At 48.8% G+C, this 14,329-nt stretch carries 6 protein-coding genes and 1 CRISPR repeat array; of the genes, 1 reads left to right on the top strand and 5 read right to left on the bottom strand.

Features of this window, described 5'->3' with window-relative positions:
* Positions 1-174 precede the first annotated feature (174 nt).
* Both QUB35_RS18255 and QUB35_RS18260 read right to left on the bottom strand, forming a co-directional pair.
* The gene (locus QUB35_RS18255; protein ID WP_333143195.1) at positions 175-2,235 is read right to left on the bottom strand and encodes an elongation factor G; all 2,061 of its coding nucleotides are present in this window, start codon (positions 2,233-2,235) and stop codon (positions 175-177) included.
* 299 nt (positions 2,236-2,534) lie between these two features.
* Positions 2,535-4,448 (bottom strand): heavy metal translocating P-type ATPase, encoded by a 1,914-nt coding sequence (locus tag QUB35_RS18260; protein ID WP_333143196.1) that lies wholly within the window; start codon positions 4,446-4,448, stop codon positions 2,535-2,537.
* Between the two features lie 781 nt (positions 4,449-5,229).
* On the opposite strand from QUB35_RS18260, the gene QUB35_RS18265 reads away from it, so the two are divergent.
* Positions 5,230-6,330, top strand: coding sequence for a precorrin-8X methylmutase (locus tag QUB35_RS18265; RefSeq protein ID WP_333143197.1), 1,101 nt, complete (start codon positions 5,230-5,232; stop codon positions 6,328-6,330).
* A gap of 96 nt (positions 6,331-6,426) precedes the next feature.
* Positions 6,427-9,579: a CRISPR direct-repeat array (repeat unit 37 nt; unit sequence GTTTCAATCCCTGATAGGGAGTTTGGTTAATTGCGGC).
* Between the two features lie 279 nt (positions 9,580-9,858).
* Here the strand turns inward: QUB35_RS18265 and QUB35_RS18270 are convergent.
* From QUB35_RS18270 to QUB35_RS18280, 3 genes are all read right to left on the bottom strand, one after another.
* Positions 9,859-11,991 carry a DNA-binding protein gene (locus QUB35_RS18270; protein WP_333143198.1) on the bottom strand — a complete coding sequence of 711 codons (2,133 nt, stop codon included), beginning with the start codon at positions 11,989-11,991 and terminating at the stop codon, positions 9,859-9,861.
* A gap of 370 nt (positions 11,992-12,361) precedes the next feature.
* Entirely contained in the window at positions 12,362-13,078 is a 717-nt protein-coding gene (locus tag QUB35_RS18275; protein WP_333143199.1) for a Uma2 family endonuclease, read from the bottom strand.
* Positions 13,079-13,111: 33 nt separating this feature from the next.
* Positions 13,112-14,119, bottom strand: coding sequence for a ribonuclease III domain-containing protein (locus QUB35_RS18280; RefSeq protein ID WP_333143200.1), 1,008 nt, complete (start codon positions 14,117-14,119; stop codon positions 13,112-13,114).
* Positions 14,120-14,329 lie beyond the last annotated feature (210 nt).

Below are 14,329 nucleotides of genomic sequence, written 5' to 3' on the forward strand. Positions count from 1 at the left end.
GGCTTTCCGGCCTGTTCCACAAGAAAATTCACTCTTTGTGGAACAGGCCGGAAAGCCTGTTCTTGAGAATGGTGCAAGATGTGAGGTAAATGGGAATCGATCGCAATAAACTTAAATGGCAACTCGTGCAAAAACCCGGTTTATTGAAGAAACCGGGTTTTTTAAGACAATTACCTAACTTTTACCGTTACCGTTTCCATTGCCGCCAGTCGTTAGCAAAACCCGCTTAGCTAAAGGTTCCGGCACTTCTTGCAGTCGATCGAACTCCCAATTAAAAAATCCTACTCCCATTGTCTGCGATCGCAATTCTACGATCAAATTCTGCATTTCTGCGATCGGCAAATAAGCAGAAACTGCATCCCATCCCTTCCAGTCTTTTTTACCTTCGTAGCCGAGAATTTGGCCCCGGTGTCCGCTGACCAACTGCAACACCTTTGATGTACACTCGTTCGGAGCACAAATTTCAACTTTGGCGATCGGCTCCAGCAATGCCGGTTCGCACTTCGCCATTCCCTCCTGCATCGCCAAACGCGCCGCTTGCTTGAAAGCTTGTTCGGAACTGTCCACAGAATGGTAGGAACCGTTCGTCAGCGTCACCGCTACGTCTACCACCGGGAAACCCAGCGGGCCGCGGTCCAAATACTCGCGCACACCCACTTCCACGCCGGGAATGTACTGTTTTGGGACGACGCCGCCGACTATTTTGTCGCTAAAGGTGAAACCTTCTCCGCGAGGCTGCGGTTGAATGTCGAGGTACACGTCGCCAAACTGTCCGTGTCCGCCGCTTTGGTGTTTGTAGCGCCCGTGGATGGAAGATGCTGGTTTGCGGATGGTTTCTTTGTACGGCACTTGCGGTAAGTGAGTTACCATCGGCAAATTATACTTGCGGCGCAACCTGTCTAAGGCTACTTTCAGGTGGATTTCGCCTTGACCCCAAAGTATAATTTCGTGAGTGTCGCCGTGCTGTTCCCAGACTAAAGATGGGTCTTCTTCTAGCAATTTAGCTAAAGCGGAGCTCAGCTTAACTTCATCGTTGCGCTTTTCTGGGACGATCGCCCGTGCGTAGACAGGCGGGATGATTTCGGCTTTTGGCAATTCTTCCTCAGAACCCAGCGTATCGCCTGTTTTCAAGCCTTCTAGCCTTCCAAAAGCCACAATTTCCCCGGCGCTGACAGACTGCAAACTTTGCGTTTGCTGGCCGGTCAAGCGGTACAAACCGTTAACTCGAACGCCGTTCAAATTTGCTCCGTCTGCCAGCGTCCCCCGCCACATTCTCACTAACGATAGTTTGCCTCCTTGCGGTGTGTAATAGGTTTTGAGGATTTGAGCCAGAACTTTGTTTTCACTTTGTATAATGCCACGGCGATCGGCTGTTGTTTCCGGTGTCGGCGCTTCCCTCAGCAAAGCTTCCAGCAGAGGCCGCACGCCGAAATCTTGTTCGGCGATGCCGATGAATACTGGCACAATTAAATCTGCGCCTAATTCCATCTTTAAATCGCGGGTAATTTCTTCGGCGTCGGGATTGATTTCTTCGAGCAATTCTTCGAGTAAATGGTCGTCAAAATTCGCCAATTCTTCGAGCATTTGCTGCCGCGCTGCGCTTTCTTCTGCTTTGAGGTGTTCTGGAAGCGGGACGGGATCTGCGGCGGCGCCCGGATGGTAGTGGTAAGCTTGTTCGGTTACTAGGTCGATAAAACCGATGATTTGTTCGTTTTTGCCGATCGGATATTGGTGAGGTACGATCGGTCTACTGGAAACGGATTTGAGCGCGTCGATCACCTCGGTGAAGTTGGTGCCGCAAGTCGTTTCGTCTGTGTAAGCTCGATCGATCTTGTTGATGAAAACTAAGTGGGGAATTTCCCAATCATCGAGGAATTTAAACAGGGGTGCGAGGGTTAAAGTGCGATCGGCAACGGGTTCGCAAACAATTATCGCCGCATCCACACCAATCAGCGCATTGTAAGTTTCTTGGGCAAATTCTACCGAGCCCGGACAGTCGAGAAATGTGAAGCGGACGCCTTCATATTCAGCGGTGGCGGCGTTTACTTCTACGCTCATTTGGCGATCGCGTGCTTCGGGCGAACTATCACCTATTGTGTTGCCATCTTTGACATTTCCTTTGCGGGTAATGGTTCCTGTCACCGACAGCAAACTTTCGAGCAGTGCGGTTTTTCCGCTTAAATAAGGGCCAACAATTGCAACGTTCCGCGTGGCCCCAAGGACTTTGTGGTTCATAATAGCCTCCAACAGAAAACTTGTTTTCCATTGCTCTTGGTGCAATCAGTTCTATACCATTTTCTAGACTTTTTCTAGGTTAATTTTTATTGCAGTTTCGAGCAACTTTAGATTTTGGTATGATTCTATACTTTTGACGGTAGCGTGTTTTGAGTGACGCAAACAAAAATTGTAGTTTTTCTTAATATTTGGATTTTTTAACCGCAGAGAACGCAGAGAACGCAGAGGAAGAGAAGAGAGAGACTAATAATTCCGATGAAGAGCGGATTTGATATCACTCTTCCTCTGTCTCGATTGGTCTAATTTCTGAGCAGTCGCAAACCGCTTAATGTGACTATTACTGTAGAGCCTTCGTGACCGATTACGCCGAAAGGCATGGTGATGTTTCCGAGAAAATTGGCAGCCAGTAACACTATAATGCAACTGAGTGCAAAAACAATGTTTTGTTTGACAATTTTTTGAGCGCGGCGGCCTAAACTAATTGCTTTAGCTAGTTGCTCTAATTTATCTGCCATTAATACTATATCAGCAGTTTCTAAAGCAACGTCGCTGCCGGAAATTCCCATCGCAATGCCGACGGAAGCTTGAGCGAGGGCGGGGGCGTCGTTGATGCCGTCTCCTACCATTGCTACAGTTTGATACTGGGTTTGCAGTTGTTTTATTGCCTGCACTTTGTCTTCTGGCAAAAGTTCGGCGTAGACTTCTTTGATGCCTAATTGACGGGCGATGTGTTGAGCTGTTTTCTCGTTGTCGCCGGTTAGCATAATTATATGTTCTACGCCTAATTTTTGCAAGTGTTTTACTGTTGCTGCTGCTTCGGGGCGGAGGGTATCTGCTACTGCAATGATTCCCAAAAGCCGATCGTTCTTTGCTACCCAAACAACGGTTTTACCTTCGGCTTGCAACTGCTGGCTGATTTGAGTCAATTCGGAGGTTGCTTCGACAAATTCGGCTTTACCAATGGCAATGATTTGATTGTTGACTTTGCCGACAATTCCTTGGCCGATTTTTGCTTGTACGTCGGTAGCGGTTGACAATTGTAACTGTTGCTGCTGGGCGGCGCTGACAATTGCGTGGGCGATCGCGTGTTCGGAATGAGCTTCTAGGGCTGCAGCCAATTGCAGAACTTCTGTTTCAGTATATCCGGCTGCTGGTACAATTTGGATAACTTCGGGTTTTCCGGTGGTGAGAGTTCCGGTTTTGTCAAAGGCGATCGCCCTGACTTTACCAATCATCTCTAATTGCGCGCCACTTTTAAACAAAATCCCCTGTCTCGCCCCATTAGCAATTCCCGAAAGCAGCGCCGGCATAATCGAAGCCATCAGCGCGCAGGGGGATGCGACTACTAGGAAAATCAGCGCCCGATAGATTGTCTCTTCCCAATTCCAGCCCAAAACAAAGGGCGGCAAAGTTGCGAGAAGCAAGCCTAAACCTACAATTAATTTAGCATAACCGCGCTCGAATTTTTCCACAAACATTTGAGAAGGCGGCGCTGCTGTTTGCGCTTCTTGAACCAGCCGAATCACTCGCTGAATCAAGCTGCTTTCTGGAGTTTTATGAACTTCGAGTTTCAGCGCGCCGACACCGTTAATTGTACCTGCATAGACTTCATCGCCGCTGGTTTTTTCCACGGGCATCGATTCGCCGGTAATCGAGGCTTGATCGATCGCACTGTAGCCTTCTATAATTATCGCATCTGTGGGGATGATTTCTCCGGGCTTGACTAAAATGTAATCGCCTATTTCCAATTTGTCGATCGCAACTTCCCGTTCCCCGCCGTACATTACCACTCTAGCAGTATCCGCCGTCAAACTCATCAAACTGCGGATGCTGCGTTCAGTCCGCTGCATAGCATAACCTTCAAGGGCGCCGCTAATTGCAAAGATTAAAATCAACACCGCACCGTCAACAATTAAATGATATTCTTGCCGCCATAGCCCTAAACCGGCCGCGCCCAAAGCAGCGACAATCATTAACAAATCTACATCTAATTCGCGTTCTTGAAAAAGGGTTGTTAAGCCTTCGCGGGTACTGGAATAGCCGCCGATAACATAAGCTGCGGGTAAGATTAAGACGGCTACGCCCAGCCAGCCGAATTGCAGGGCTAGCGAACCCAAGATTACTAGAATTCCGCACAGGGCGGCAGTCACAGCATCTGGATGTTCTTCTGCGAGGCGCCAGAGGCGAGAATTGGGGAGGGAATTGGGAGTCATGGGGGAAATTTGATTTGGTAGATGACTCCTTTACCCTAAACCTTGACATTAGTGTCAATGTCAAGAGTGAAACCAAAATAAATCCAGCATCAACTCGCCCCTCGTTGAGTACCAGAGTCCGACAGTCCGACAGGGAATGAATTCCCTGTCTCATAGCGCAAGTCCTCTGAAAGAGGACTGAAGATAGCTGAGAATTGAATTTAATGTTTCAGTCGGTTTTAACCGACTTCTGCTATGAGACGGGGAATTCATTCACTCCTAGGACTGTGGGTGAATGCGTGGGATTTCAATCACTCCTAGGACTGTGGGTGAATCTCAAGGCCCTCGCCTTCAACTTGTCATTCGTTACATCCGACAGTCCGACAGGGAATGAATTCCCTGTCTCATAGCGTAAGTCCTCTGAAAGAGGACTGAAGATAGTTGAGAATTGAATTTAATGTTTCAGTCAGTTTTAACCGACTTCTGCTATGAGACGGGGATTTCAATCACTCCTAGGACTGCGGGTGAATCTCAAGGCCCTCGCCCTCAACTTGTCATTCGTTACATCCGACAGTCCGACAGGGAATGAATTCCCTGTCTCATAGCGTAAGTCCTCTGAAAGAGGACTGAAGATAGTTGAGAATTAAATTTAATGTTTCAGTCGGTTTTAACCGACTTCTGCTATGAGACGGGGATTTCAATCCCCGGCGGACTGTGGGTGAATGCGTGGGAATTGATTCACTCCTAGGATTGCGGGTGAATCAGAAAGCCAAATATACAATCCCAAAATTCCCAAAATCCAATGCAAGAATACCTGACAATCAAACAACTTACAGAAGCGGTAAAAGGCACAATTACCCCTCGGATGGTGCGACATTATCACGCTTTGGGGCTGCTATCTCCGGCGGTACGATCGACCTCTAACTACAGATTGTACACCCGCAGCGATGTGCAAAGGCTGCAAAGAATAGTCGCACTCAAGCAGCAAGGCTTTCAACTGTCTCACATCCGCAAACTGTTAGAAACAGACGCGGATGCTTCGCCAGACGCGCTGATGGGGACTCTGCAACGGCAATATCTGTCGGTTATTCAGCAAATTGTTCGCCTCAGAGAAACGGCTTCGGCGCTGGAAGGATTGCTGGGGCGGGATATTTCCTGTCAAGCGGTGCAAGCGGACGCACTGGCGCAATTAAGGCTGTTGCAGACCGAAACTGAGGGGGGGTTGGATGAGTTGGAACAACTTTGGGAGGGTTGGGATGCGGGGGCGCACACTCACCCGGAGGATTTTGGGGAGTCGTTGCAGCATTTGTTGCCGGATTTGCCCGATCGCTCGGAAATTGAGGTAGACTTGCTTTCAAAACTGGTGTTAGCCTGCGGAGATTGTTCGCTGCTGCCGTTTGTGAAGTTGAGCGAAACAGCGATTAAATCGGCGCGGGAAGCTTTGAAAATTCAGTGTCAAATTGTGGCTGATGTGCCGCCTGTTTTTGCGGCTTTGGATGGAACTAGATTGGCGCATTTGGGAACAAGTATTGCAACTTTAATTGATGACCCGCACATCAATGCTGCGGCAGAAGCGGAACAGGAATTCTGGCGGCAGGGTGAGTGGTTTGATAAGTTGTTGAAACTGGAAAAAGGATGTATATTAGTGATAGGATATGCGCCGTCTGTGCTGATGGCGGTTTGCGAGGCGATCGAGAGTGGGCAACTACAACCGGCTTTGGTAGTTGGAATGCCGATCGGTTTTAGTCATTCTCCGGTGGCGAAACGGCGGTTAGTGCGATCGGGCGTTGCTTATATTACGACTGTGGGAACTTTTGGCGGCGGATTGTTGGCGGCGGTTGCTTTGAATGCTTTGGTTGAGTCTTTGATTGAAAAGCCGAATTGTCACTGTCATTTGAAGTGAAGATGGGATTTAGGTTGGTTGTGGCGAAGAAGGAGTCAGGAGTCAGGAGTCAGGAGAAGAATACCCTCTTTCCTCCTCTGGTGAATACTTCCGAAAGTTTCAATCCCTGATAGGGAGTTTGGTTAATTGCGGCTGATCAAGGCTGAAAGTACCTCGAAAATTGGCTTAAAGTTTCAATCCCTGATAGGGAGTTTGGTTAATTGCGGCCAATATCAACTAAGACCTTAGACATACTTTTATGGGTTTCAATCCCTGATAGGGAGTTTGGTTAATTGCGGCCGATTCCAGAAATTGAATCAATTGTGTTTCCAGGTTTCAATCCCTGATAGGGAGTTTGGTTAATTGCGGCCCAAATTAATCGAAAATAATCCCTACAGCAAGTTGGTTTCAATCCCTGATAGGGAGTTGGGTTAATTGCGGCAGGAGAATCAAAGATGGTTAAAACTTCTGAAATTGTTTCAATCCCTGATAGGGAGTTTGGTTAATTGCGGCAAGCGATCGCCCCTCTGTAAAAGCGATCGCTGGAGTTTCAATCCCTGATAGGGAGTTTGGTTAATTGCGGCTCTGTGTAAAGCTTGTTTGCAATTGGATAACGGGACTGTTTCAATCCCTGATAGGGAGTTTGGTTAATTGCGGCCGGGGGAAGTTTTTGCGGATATTCGACTGATTGATGGTTTCAATCCCTGATAGGGAGTTTGGTTAATTGCGGCAAAAGTGACAGGTTGCTCCCCAGATCGCCCCAACGTTTCAATCCCTGATAGGGAGTTTGGTTAATTGCGGCCGTTTGAAGCATTCATCGCTTCACCGACAATACCAACCAGTTTCAATCCCTGATAGGGAGTTTGGTTAATTGCGGCTGGCAACATCGGAGTCCCGCAGCAGCATTCCTAGTTTCAATCCCTGATAGGGAGTTTGGTTAATTGCGGCCTTGATAATTTAGCAATACTCGACACTGAAACGTTTCAATCCCTGATAGGGAGTTTGGTTAATTGCGGCAAGAAAGAGTATCTCTTCAAGGCGATTATGATATGTTTCAATCCCTGATAGGGAGTTTGGTTAATTGCGGCTTTGTAGAGTCTAGTCTCTCGTCTGCTGTCAGGGTTTCAATCCCTGATAGGGAGTTTGGTTAATTGCGGCATTTTTCCACCGCAGGCCGATCGCCTCACTCGTGCGTTTCAATCCCTGATAGGGAGTTTGGTTAATTGCGGCTTAGAGGCTTGAAAGCTTTGCGTAGTAACGGTTTCAGGCGTTTCAATCCCTGATAGGGAGTTTGGTTAATTGCGGCGAGAACGAGCGAGGGGAGCGGCGCACAAACGAGGTTTCAATCCCTGATAGGGAGTTTGGTTAATTGCGGCTTGTTTGACTTGTTCTCTGCGGGTTACACATCGTTAGGAGTTAGTTTCAATCCCTGATAGGGAGTTTGGTTAATTGCGGCTCAACTGCTTCTAAGTCTTCTACTATAAATCCATGAGTTTCAATCCCTGATAGGGAGTTTGGTTAATTGCGGCCTGGCTCAATCATCCCGATCAGCGGCACAAAGACATCAAGTTTCAATCCCTGATAGGGAGTTTGGTTAATTGCGGCCCTCAAGTTGAGCAAACCACTCTTTTACTTGCTGTGTTTCAATCCCTGATAGGGAGTTTGGTTAATTGCGGCCTTACGATCGCCCGACAGGCTGCCAGTAAAATCTTGGTTTCAATCCCTGATAGGGAGTTTGGTTAATTGCGGCGTTTTTTTGCGTTGGTCGTGCCAGCGCTGCGGGGGTTTCAATCCCTGATAGGGAGTTTGGTTAATTGCGGCTTTGCGAGCCCAAAATACCGCCATTTTTTCCAAGTTTCAATCCCTGATAGGGAGTTTGGTTAATTGCGGCCCGCTACATCCAAGTAATTGGCATCTACCAAGCGTTTCAATCCCTGATAGGGAGTTTGGTTAATTGCGGCATTAATCACTTGCCCTATTGCCGCCGATCGAGTATGTTTCAATCCCTGATAGGGAGTTTGGTTAATTGCGGCAGCCTCGTGTTTACCCGCAGCCCGCAATCCATTTGCGTTTCAATCCCTGATAGGGAGTTTGGTTAATTGCGGCCGCCGCTACTAATTCTTATTGTAGAGTTTGTTCTAGGGTTTCAATCCCTGATAGGGAGTTTGGTTAATTGCGGCTTAAACGGTGTGGTTTGTGGTCAAATTAACTTTTCTCGTTTCAATCCCTGATAGGGAGTTTGGTTAATTGCGGCTGCAGGGCGATCGAGATCAGCCCCCTCCGGCGCCGGGTTTCAATCCCTGATAGGGAGTTTGGTTAATTGCGGCGGGAGTTGTCACCCAAACTGCGTAAAGGCGATTCCCGTTTCAATCCCTGATAGGGAGTTTGGTTAATTGCGGCAAGGCAAAACCGCACTGGTAAAAATCGAAGGGAGAGAGAAAGTTTCAATCCCTGATAGGGAGTTTGGTTAATTGCGGCTTTTGTTTTTATGCTTTTGTCAATAATCTTTTTTAATTGTTTCAATCCCTGATAGGGAGTTTGGTTAATTGCGGCTTGGCCACTTCTCAGAATTCTTAATTGAAATTCGTTTCAATCCCTGATAGGGAGTTTGGTTAATTGCGGCGTTGGGAATTTTAAGCTTTCCATTTGTGTTCAGTGGTTTCAATCCCTGATAGGGAGTTTGGTTAATTGCGGCTCATTTTCTACAGTGGGAGAATTCGGGGAAATTAGTTTCAATCCCTGATAGGGAGTTTGGTTAATTGCGGCGCCAATCCACGATTGAAGACAGCCAGTCTTTGATCGTGTTTCAATCCCTGATAGGGAGTTTGGTTAATTGCGGCAGTAGGTTTTAAATATACGCAAGTCCGGTTTATGTTTCAATCCCTGATAGGGAGTTTGGTTAATTGCGGCCCCGATCGCTGGCTGACTTTCCTCTGCAAGAAGCGAGTTTCAATCCCTGATAGGGAGTTTGGTTAATTGCGGCTGTTCATATTTTGTACCAGCTAAAACAGAGTTCATGTTTCAATCCCTGATAGGGAGTTTGGTTAATTGCGGCTCAATCACTATTACATCCCGTGCTCGTATATTGTTTCAATCCCTGATAGGGAGTTTGGTTAATTGCGGCACAGGCCGCCAAACTTGCCGCAAAAAGAAGTGGTGGGTTTCAATCCCTGATAGGGAGTTTGGTTAATTGCGGCTCTTGCTAATTCTGTTTAATTGTAGGTCACGGTCTTGTTTCAATCCCTGATAGGGAGTTTGGTTAATTGCGGCTGCCCGTTCCAGAAGCCTTGCTGTATTTGGTTTTCAACGTTCATTTGCGTCTGCATAAAACAAAAGTACCATTTCAGCCTTCGACTTGTCAATACCCAACTTTTCAGACAGCCCTCAAACCCTTGTCCTGCATAGATTCCAGCGATTGCGTCTACCATTTTATTGCTTGAACTGCCTCAAACCCTTAGAGCATATACATTATAGCCCCAAAAATTAACCCCTCGATTTTTACACCTAGGCATAGACGCATTTTCCACCCAAAAACAGACATCAACCGAATCACCACTTACCCAAAGCCCCCCAAACAGTACCCGAAACCACGCCCCAAATCGCCCCCAAACCAGCCCCCACGATCGCCCCCGCCACAGGCCCCAACTCCACCGGCACCCCAGCGCTAACAGCCGGAAACATCGCAGACACCAGCGCCCCCAACACAGCACCCGCAAAAGTCCCCAAAAAACTGCCCCAAATCGCCCCCAAAGCCCCACCCCTCACCCCCGAAGGCTGAAACGAAATCGGCAGCTTCGGCGCAAACCCGCACAAACCTAACAAACCTCCAGAAACCACACCCCCAACAGAACCCACACCAGCCGCCACGATCGCCACACCCAGCAGCAAACGCGCAAACTCATCCACCGGCCGCATCTGGACACCGTATTGCTGCCAAACCACCAGCCCAGCCCCCAAAAAAACACCAGCCAGAGTCCCCACAAACGAGCCCCAGACCGCCCCCAAATACCCTCCCCGCCGGCCCCACACCCTCCCCGCCGGCAGCGCCAGAGGAGGCCGAAAACTCGCCCAAACACAGCCCCAGACAGTACCAACCCCCGCCCCAGCCAAAATCCTCTCCCCGATCCCCGGAGTGCTATTAATTGCCCCAAACACCGCACCGCCGATCGCCGCCAACAAAAAAGCCCCCCAAGCCGCCCCCACCAAAACTCCCCCCCACTTCCGCCAAATCTGATTCGGCGGCAAAGTAAAAACGCCCCACATCATCCCAAAAAAACAGCCCCAAATCGTACCAACAAAAATCGCCCCCAAAATAGCCCCGCCGCCCTCAGCTATTACCGAATAAATCCCCCCGATCGCCGCCAAACACAAACTCCCCCAAACACCACCCCAAGCAGCATCCTGAACAATGCGCTCAAACTTGCCCACGGGAAGCTGAGGCGCAGGAGTCCGACTCCGAGAAGACATCGGCATCGGTAGCAACGGCACTGCGTACTGGCCGATGGGGCGCGGCAGCCCCGTGGCGGGCTGTTGCCGGCGGACTGCGGGCTCCCTTACGACGGGCGGGGGTTGGGGCTTTTTACGCTTGATTTTCGCGGGCTGCAAGTGCAATCCGTTGCTGACTGCTTGCCGCGAAGGAAACGGATCGCGGCCTTTGAGGAGTTTTGCCCGATCGCACCAAGGGCACCGACTGAGATGATTTCCGTACTTATGCTGACTGTTTTTGCTGCAAGTTACCAAAGCATCTTCCGCTTCCCGAATCGCATTCACCCAAGTTTTCGCATCCGGGCGCGCGGAAGGATTGCCGTGCCCTTCCTCAAAACAGCGGATAAACATCTGCCGCAGCCGCGGATGCAGCATCTCAAAAGGAGGCGCAGCCGGCATCGGGCGGTAGCGGGCGGGCACGGGGGCACCGCCCCTACTGCATCCGGGGACATGGCCCGATCGAATTCTTGCTTCCAAAGACGGCGGTTCATCGCTACCGAGATAAACTCCCGAAAACGGATGCGTACCTTCCATCAGCAATTGAAAAATTAATACAGCTAAACCGAACAAATCGTGCTCTGGAGATCGATCGATATCGCGGAAAGTCTGCCCCTGCAACTCCGGCGGCGTAAACTCTGGTTTCCCCACGGGACACCGATAAACGTAACCGGTATAAGGATCGCGGACTTGAAACGAATCCGTGTCTACCAGCGTTACCAACGCCGTATCCGTCACGAGAATGTTCGACTCGTTTACGTCGCCGATGACGTAACCCCTGACGTGGAGGGCGTTTACAGCCGAGGCGAGATTTCTGGCGGTACGGTGGAGGTAAAGATAGCTAAATAGCGGTTTTTGTTCGCGCCTGGTTTTGGGTGTGTAGAAAGTGTGTACCGGCATCACTTTGTTGACGCGCGGCATCACAAAACCAACGATTTTTTCTCGCCCGCCCACAGTATGCAGCAAATCGATCGGCCAAGCAATGGAAGCGTGCCCCGGTTCCGCGATCGGCGCATCCGGCGGCATACTGAACATGACTGTGAGTTTGTCGCCGTCTTCGTCTGTCGGTTTGTGGTAGATTTTTGCTACAAGGGACGAGTCTTGGGCGATCGGGTAGATGCGACCTTCACCCCCGCTGGCGATCGCGGTTTTGGTGTCGATCGCAATCAGTTGTCCGCTAAATTGGCGCTGCAACTGCATAGAATTCGCTTAGGGTATGGGGGCATCAATCGATTTTAGATTTTAGATTTTGGATTTTAGATTAAAGAAAGCTACCCCACTGATAGATCCGTAATTCTATTTTATTCTGGGGAGTAGGGCTTGGGCAGGAGAGCCCGCCCTGGAAAATTCAGCAACAGGCTTTGGGGCCTGTTCCACGATAATTCTATTTTATTGTGGGTTGGGCAGGAGAGCCCGGCCTGGAAAACTCAGCAACAGGCTACGAGGGCCTGTTCCACAATAGTTCAATTTTATTGTGGGGAGTAGGGATTGGGCAGGAGAGCCCGCCCTGGAAAACTCAGCAACAGGCTACGAGGGCCTGTTCCACAATAGTTCAATTTTGCAGTTGTGCTTACAATTGATTGGGATCGATGCCCATTTCTCGGAGTCTTGATTCCAAAGCTTGCGATCGCGATCGTTCTTGTTCCAGCAGCATTTCTGCCTGTTCGGCCCGCAGCCGTTCTTGTTCGGCCCGCGCCTCGGCTTGCTGGATCAGTTGATCGAGTTCCACAAAACTCCTAAACGGTTCTCCAGATGGCCCGAACATTTCGAGTCCTGTTTCTGATAATTGAAACCGCACTCCCAGTCTGGGACTTACCCAACCGTCCATTTGTTCGATCGCTTCTAATTGTGACTCAACCCGCAACCATCCTGTCAGTTCTAATGTTTGCGGGTCGTACAAATAGTATTCTTCCACGCCGTAGCGTTCGTAGAATCTGAATTTTTCAATCATCGGAGTCAGACGATTTCCCGGCGACCAAATTTCAAACGCGACTTGCGGTGCAATATTATCTTCATGCCACTGTTGGTAGGAACCTCGATATCCTTTTGATCTGCCCAAAACTACCATCACATCTGGTGCTTGGCAAAGTTTATTATTTCCTTCCACCGGATACCAAAGCAAGTCACCTGCTACAAAAACATTTGGATCATCGGCAAACAGCAATTCTAAGTTTTCTTTAATCCAAACAATTAATCGAAACTGATCCGTATTGTTTGACATCGGTTCGCCGTTATCGTCGGGGTAGATGATATTTGATTTTTCGGGAGATTGCAGTTGTGTAACCATTGCTGTTTCCCCAATTTTTTTGACAAGTTGATTTTATTTTAGTCGATCGCCTGTTTCCTCTTCCAGTTCGTCAACTGCGGTTTGGATAAAGTTATCCACCAACCAGTCGCGGGTACGCGAGAAATTGCTTCTCAATTCCAGGTACTGACTGCCTAGTTTTGCCTTAAAGTCTTTGGGGAAAATCTCTTTGGCCACTAACATATTTTTCCAGCGAGTTAGCTGGCTGGCGTTGCGTTCGGGAAAGCGGTTGTACAAATAGTCGATCGCGATCGCATCTAGAATAGCCGCACCCAGCATTTCCCGCCGTTTCACCTCGTTTTCTGGCCCTACTTGTCGCGGCTGAGTTAGATCCAGATGCTGGCTAATGTTTGGTTCAATCAAGTGCTGAATCAGCCAGTTTCCCCCACGGAAAAAATCGCGATTCAACTCCAAGTAAATCGCGCCAAACAAAGCTTCAAAAGCCTCCAAAAAATTCCTAGTCTGCTCGCTTTTGTCTGCTTCTTTCCCATTCCAGACGCGCCAACCGAGTTCGTTTAATTTCAGATTTTGTGCAAAATCCGCAAGTTTTTTCGGATCTGCTAAACGAGCTTTTAAGGTTGAGATAGCATCGGGATCGAGTTCTGGATATTCGCGGTAGAGGTAATCGGTAACAACAGCACCGAAAATCGCTGCGCCTAAGAGTGACAGCCGTTTGTACTTAACCTCTTGCCAAGCGGGAGACTCCTGGGGGCGCTCGGAGTAATAGCTGGTAGAGTAACGGCAATTCAAGGCAATTTCCAGCAGTTTTGTCTGCTGAAAGCTGGAAAGGTCGATCGCTGCTTTGACTGCTTCAATATCTACCTTTTTATTTTTTATTAGCTCTAATTCTTCTTCACATTTTCCCCACTTTTCCAACCACTCCCCGCCAGCATCTTCCACGTACAAATCCACAAAATCTACCCCGTAATTCATCCAGTCATCCTGCATTTTTCGGGCTGCTTCCAGTTCTTCCCAGACTTTTTGCAAGTTATTTTCAACGATGCTCGTACCTTGTACAGTCATAGTATTTGATTTTGATGTAATTTGATTTTTTTTCCCACAATTCCACGGCGATTAAATCAAATCTCAATTCAATTTAGGCCGAGTTGCTAGTTATTTAACAAGATTGATTGCTGCGGTAAATCTTCCCTGCTTAGCCTTGGTATCAAGCACCTGTTGTCGCCGTCTGGCAGACCCCTCCCGGAACCAGAAAAGGGGAGGAAGAATCTTGCT

It is taken from the genome of Microcoleus sp. B13-B6, assembly GCF_036705405.1.
Classification (GTDB): Bacteria; Cyanobacteriota; Cyanobacteriia; order Cyanobacteriales; family Microcoleaceae; genus Microcoleus.

Bases quoted from the DNA above. Each gene is read 5' to 3' on its own strand.
- QUB35_RS18265 (WP_333143197.1), top strand. From the start codon at position 5,230: ATGCAAGAATACCTGACAATCAAACAACTTACAGAAGCGGTAAAAGGC.
- QUB35_RS18280 (WP_333143200.1), bottom strand. From the start codon at position 14,119: ATGACTGTACAAGGTACGAGCATCGTTGAAAATAACTTGCAAAAAGTC.
- QUB35_RS18270 (WP_333143198.1), bottom strand. From the start codon at position 11,991: ATGCAGTTGCAGCGCCAATTTAGCGGACAACTGATTGCGATCGACACC.
- QUB35_RS18255 (WP_333143195.1), bottom strand. From the start codon at position 2,235: ATGAACCACAAAGTCCTTGGGGCCACGCGGAACGTTGCAATTGTTGGC.
- QUB35_RS18275 (WP_333143199.1), bottom strand. From the start codon at position 13,078: ATGGTTACACAACTGCAATCTCCCGAAAAATCAAATATCATCTACCCC.
- QUB35_RS18260 (WP_333143196.1), bottom strand. From the start codon at position 4,448: ATGACTCCCAATTCCCTCCCCAATTCTCGCCTCTGGCGCCTCGCAGAA.